Source organism: Amycolatopsis sp. NPDC048633 (genome assembly GCF_040650695.1).
Taxonomy (GTDB): Bacteria; Actinomycetota; Actinomycetes; order Mycobacteriales; family Pseudonocardiaceae; genus Amycolatopsis.
The window spans coordinates 1-5,143 of sequence record NZ_JBEZHS010000086.1; the positions used below are offsets into that span (position 1 = coordinate 1).

The 5,143-nt window shown below is 70.4% G+C and carries 5 protein-coding genes; 2 read left to right on the top strand and 3 right to left on the bottom strand.

What is annotated here, in order from left to right:
- Window positions 1–178 precede the first annotated feature (178 nt).
- The 3 genes from AB0C38_RS49410 to AB0C38_RS49420 all read right to left on the bottom strand — a co-directional run bounded on the left by AB0C38_RS49410 (window position 179) and on the right by AB0C38_RS49420 (window position 2,580).
- Window positions 179–931, bottom strand: a complete 753-nt coding sequence (locus tag AB0C38_RS49410; RefSeq protein WP_360688697.1) for a hypothetical protein — start codon at window positions 929–931, stop codon at window positions 179–181.
- A 2-nt stretch (window positions 932–933) separates the two neighbouring features.
- Window positions 934–1,521, bottom strand: a complete 588-nt coding sequence (locus tag AB0C38_RS49415) for a papain-like cysteine protease family protein (protein WP_360688699.1) — start codon at window positions 1,519–1,521, stop codon at window positions 934–936.
- A 99-nt stretch (window positions 1,522–1,620) separates the two neighbouring features.
- A complete protein-coding gene (locus tag AB0C38_RS49420; RefSeq protein WP_360688702.1) occupies window positions 1,621–2,580 on the bottom strand; it encodes a LysR family transcriptional regulator in 960 nt (319 codons plus the stop codon).
- 70 nt (window positions 2,581–2,650) lie between these two features.
- Here AB0C38_RS49420 and AB0C38_RS49425 point away from each other — a divergent pair, with 70 nt between their 5' ends.
- Both AB0C38_RS49425 and AB0C38_RS49430 read left to right on the top strand, forming a co-directional pair.
- Complete coding sequence (locus AB0C38_RS49425) at window positions 2,651–3,520, top strand: patatin-like phospholipase family protein (protein ID WP_360688705.1); 870 nt, start codon at window positions 2,651–2,653, stop codon at window positions 3,518–3,520.
- A gap of 105 nt (window positions 3,521–3,625) precedes the next feature.
- Window positions 3,626–4,837 carry an Ig-like domain-containing protein gene (locus AB0C38_RS49430; RefSeq protein ID WP_360688708.1) on the top strand — a complete coding sequence of 404 codons (1,212 nt, stop codon included), beginning with the start codon at window positions 3,626–3,628 and terminating at the stop codon, window positions 4,835–4,837.
- Window positions 4,838–5,143: the final 306 nt, after the last annotated feature.

Genomic DNA, 5,143 nt, shown 5'->3' on the forward strand with positions numbered 1-5,143 from the left:
AGAACACCCACCGCAGAGAAGGCCTTCGAGAGCCCCTCCGCCGAACCGGCGGCCGGTCCAACGCACCCAAGGGGCCCTTCGGTGCGTTGAACGCACCGAAGGCCACATTGGGGCGCTGGGAATCCGGGCGAGCCACGAGGGTGCGACCCGGGCGAACCCAGGCCGCACCCTCCCGGCGTCAGCGGCGGGCGCGCACCGCCTTGCCGGTGGCCCAGCCGACCAAGCCGAGCGCCAGCAGCGCCCCACCGGCGACGAACGGCCGGGATCCGGTGCCCGGCGCCACGGCCGGCGCCGGAGCCGCGGCGAGGTCGTACCCGCCGAGCTTGCCCTGCGCCCGGTAGGCCGAGCCGGGCAGCTTGTCGCCGTACAGGCGGTGCACCAGCTGCTGGTACGCCGCCAGCGGCACGCCCTCGCCGACCCGCTGGCGAGCCGGGTCGTTGAGCGCCAGCACCCGGCCGTCGCGCACCCGGTACCACGCGTTGACCTGCGGTTCGGTGAACACGAGGTCGCTGCCGGCCTGCGCCGGGTACGTCAGCTCCTCGGTGCCGGTCGTGAAATTGGTCGCGGTCCAGCCGCCCGCTTCCGGCGTCACCCACACGGTCGCCTGGCGGCCCGTCGACGCCGAAGCACGCACCGCGTAGAACGCAAACGACGCGGGAGCGGCACCCGGCGTCCCGGCGACGAAAGCCGGGTCCAGGGAGTAGACCGACTGGGGCGAGCCGTCCACCTTGGGCGCCTGCGCGACGTCGGCGCGGGCGACGCCCGCGCGCCGGTCGAGCTGGCCGAAGAACGCCGAGAGCTGCGCGTCCGCCGACTTGACCGCGGCGCCGACCTCCCCGGCTGAGGGCTGGGAAGCCGAAGCCGTGCCCCCGAAACCGAGCACCAGGGCCGCACCGGCGACCAGAACAGCGAGTCCACGGAAGAGGTTCATGGTCACGCCCCGATCCGGTAGAGGGACTGCGCCCACTGGAACTGCCCGTTGCGGACGTAGCTCGAGTGCGCCATCGCGCTGTAGCGCTGGCTGCTCGGCCACGGGTCGCCGTAGTAGACAAGCCCGCTCGCGTCGTAGCCGTAGATCACCTGGGCGTGCCCGCCGCCGGCGGTCCAGTAGATGCCGGTCTCGACCGGACGGCGGGCGCCGATCTCGGCCTGCACCGAGGCCAGGCTGAGCGCGCCGGTCACCGTGCCGGGCCGCAGGCCGAGCGCCTGGTACCCGCGCTGGACGTACGTCAGCTCGCCCGCCTGGTTGGGGCACTGCGAACCGGCCGGGTAGCCGCGCGAATAGTCGCAGAAGGTGTTCTGGCTGACTCCTCCGCCGTAGCCGAGGAACCGGGCGATGGTCAGGCCGCTCGCAGCCCAGCACCACTGGTTCTGTTCCTGGACCAGCTGGCTGATCGACAGCGTGGTCGCCTGGGCGGTGGCCTCGGTGGTGGCTTCGGTGGTCGCGCTCGCGGGCGGGGAGAGCAGGCCGGTGAGGGCCGCGCACAACGCGCCGAGCGCCATTGCTCGTCTGAGGTGCATTCGTTGCTCCTTGTCGGCAACAGGTGGGGACTTCGTGAGCTTCTCCCGTTGCCGCGCCGGGCAGTAATCCCAGCGGGGATAACACCGGCGTTATGCCGCCTATCGGGCAGGCGCCAGCCCGCTTCCCGAATAGTCGCGGCACCAGCGCGCGAAATGCGGATTCCGCTGCCGGGACGCCGTATACGCGACCTCCGCGCACCCGAACACGCGGTCGGTCGTCGGCGTGCGGGCGTCGTCCTCGCGGGTCGCGAACAGCAGCGTCGTCCACAGGGGGTCGCCCGCCAGCGGCAGCGCGACGAGGCCCGGCGGTGGCGCCGAAGCCGCCTGGGCGAGGCAGACCGCGCCTTGCGCGATGAGCGTTCCCGCGGTGCCCGCCTCCGACGTGAAGTGCCGCACGCGCGGGCTGAACCCGGCGGCCGCGCAGGCCTGCAGGAACCGGACGCGCACGCAGTTTTCGTGCGGTGGCGGGAGGATCCAGTCGCAGCCGGCCAGGTCGGCGAGGTCGACGACGCCGTCGCGGATCGCCGGGTGGCCCTGGGCGATGCCGACGAAGATCGGCTCGGTGGCGAGCGTCCGGACGGTCAGCCCGGCGAAGTGGTGCGACTCCGTGCCGTCGAACCGTTCGAGCAGCGCGACGTCGACGCGGCCGGTCGAGAGGAGCTTCAGCAGGGTCAGCGACGCCGGTTCGGCGTACGTCTGGACGTCGACGTCCAGCTCCCCCAGCTCCTCGATGAACCGGCCGATGATGAGCAGCGGCACGTACCCGATCCGCAGGGTTTCCGGCCGGTCTTCACCGTGCCGGCGGGCGGAAGCGACGAGGGCCTGCATGTCGGACAGCAGCGCGTCGGCGCGGGCGAGCACGAACCGGCCGAGCTCGGTCGGGCGCACGCCGCTGGGACCGCGGACGAACAGCTCGCCGCCGAGGATCCGTTCGATCCGCTTGAGCTGCGCGGTGAGCGCGGGCTGGCTGACGCCGAGGACGGTCGCGGCACGGCTCACGCTGCCGCCGTCCGCGACGGCGCGGACGGCCCTGAGATGCCGCAGCTCCAGCTCGGCCACGCCCAGCAGGCTAACGCCGTCTTCCCGGGCGGCACGACCTGCGAAAGTCGGGCTTACTACATTCGGCGGTATGAGTCTCGCGGATCTTCCCCGGCCGATCGGGTTCGTCCTCGGCGGGGGCGGCAGCCTCGGCGCCATGCAGGTCGGCATGCTGCGCGCGCTCTCCGAGGCCGGGGTCACGCCGGACCTGGTGGCGGGCACGTCGGTCGGGTCGCTCAACGCGGCGGTGCTGGCGCTGCCCGCCGACGACGCTTTGGCGCGCCTGCACGGCATCTGGGCGCACATGACGCGGGCCGAGGCGTTCCCCGGCGGCGTGCTGAGCCGCGTCCGCACGCTGACGCAGAGCAAGACGCACCTGTTCCCCAACAGCGGCCTGACGACGATCATCGCCGACCACCTCGGCGCCGAGACCCGCTTCGAGGACCTGGCGCTGCCGCTCGGCGTCGTCACGACGCAGGTCGACACCGCCGAGCCGTTGCTGATCCGGTCCGGGCGGCTGCTCGAGCCGTTGCTGGCCAGCTGCGCGATCCCGGGGATCTTCCCGCCGGTGGAGCACGAGGGGCGGCTGCTCTACGACGGCGGGCTCGTCGCGAACGTGCCGATGCGGCAGGCGCTGGCCATGGGCGCGCGGTCGCTGGTGGTGCTGGACTGCGCGTTCCCCGGGAAGATGCCCGAGGCGCCGCGGACGTTCGCCGAGGTGATGATGTTCACCGCGATGATCAGCATGCGAAACCAGGCGGTGCTGGAAGCGCCGGTCGCGGCCGCGCGGGTGCCGGTGGTGTACCTGCCGGGGCCGGCGCCGGCACGTGTGAACCCGCTCGATTTCGGGCACACCGATGCACTGGCGGAAGAGGCATATTCGGCCGCGCGGGAGTTCCTGGACGGGATCTCGGTGAGCGGGCCGGGACTTTACGGGGCACCGGGCCTCGTCGTCACGTGATCCGCGTCACGCCGATGCACCGATCCGCCCGGAAGAACGTCATCGCTATCGCGTAGTTTTGATGACGAATGCCCGCCGATCCCAATTTCCCAAAAAAGAGATAATATGCTCCCCAAGAAGATTTTACTTTCGGTGGCCGGAATCCTCGCCGGAGCACTGCTGATTTCCGCTTGCTCGTCCGGTGACGACGGCGGCGCACCCGGAGGTGGGGCGCCCGTGTCCGGTTCCGCGTCGGCATCCGCGACCCCGGTCGCGGTGTCGTTCGAACCCGCGGGCGGCACGGGGGTGAACCCGGCGACGCCCGTCGTCGTCAAGGCTGCCAACGGGAAGCTCCTCGACGTCACGGTGACCAACACCGCGAAGGGGAACAAGGTCGGCGGCAAGCTCGCCGCCGACGGGGCCAGCTGGACGTCGACCGAGCCGCTCGGCTACGGGGCGACGTACAAGATCGTCGCGCACGCCCAGGGCGCCGACGGGAAGCCGGTCGAGCAGGACAACCAGATCAGCACGGTCGCGCCGAAGAAGCAGGCGAACGCCAACCTGATCCCGGCGCCGGCCGCGGTGTCGAGCGCGGGCGTCGGTGTCGGGCAGCCGATCGTGTTCAGCTTCGGGAAGATCGCCGTGAAGAACAAGGCGGCGGTGGAGAAGGCCCTGACGGTGGAGTCGACGCCGAAGCAGGAGGGCAGCTGGTACTGGATCGACGACTCGAACGTCCACTACCGGCCGAAGGAGTACTGGAAGGCCGGCACGACGCTCAAGGTGACGGCGAAGATCTACGGCGTCGACTTCGGCAACGGCGTCTTCGGCGCGGAGGACCGCACGGAGACGTACAAGGTGCACGATTCCTGGATCGCGAAGGCGGACGGGAACACCGAGCAGATGCAGATCTTCCACAACGGCGCCATGGTGAAGTCCATGCCGATCTCGATGGGCAAGGACGCGACGCCGACCCATCTGGGCGCGCACGTCATTTCGGACAAGCAGGCCAATTACACGATGGACTCGTGCACATACGGCGTCTGCCCACCGGACCCGAAGGCCTATCGGTCGAACGAGAAGTTTTCGGAGCGGATTTCGAACGACGGCGAGTTCGTCCACGAGAACCCGAACAGCGTGGGGCAGCAGGGAAGTTCGAACGTGTCGCACGGGTGCATCAACCTGAACGCGGCGAACGCCGAGTGGTTCTTCCAGAACATGGGACTGGGTGACGTCGTGGAGGTGACCAACTCCGGCGGCCCGCAGCTCCCGGTGTGGGACCTGTACGGCGACTGGTCCAAGTCCTGGGCCGACTGGCAGGCCGGCTCGGCCCTGAAGTAACCCACCTCAGTCTTGCCCCGAAGGGGGGCCAGGAGCTCCACTCCCGGCCCCCCTTCTCACACCCCAACTCTCCCGCCCCCGAGACCCGACCCGACCCTCGAGGCACACGAGCCGGCCGGCCGCGTACGCGAGTCGACCCTCCAATCACGCGTGATGCCCCTTCAATCACGTGAGTCGGCTTGCCAGTCACGCGAAATGCCCGCTCAAGCACGTGGAGTTGCCCCCGGGAGACGGACACCGGTTTTTCAGGCAGCTGAGACCTGACCGTAGTTGATCCGGGTCTCGGCTGGTGTGTTCTGACCGACC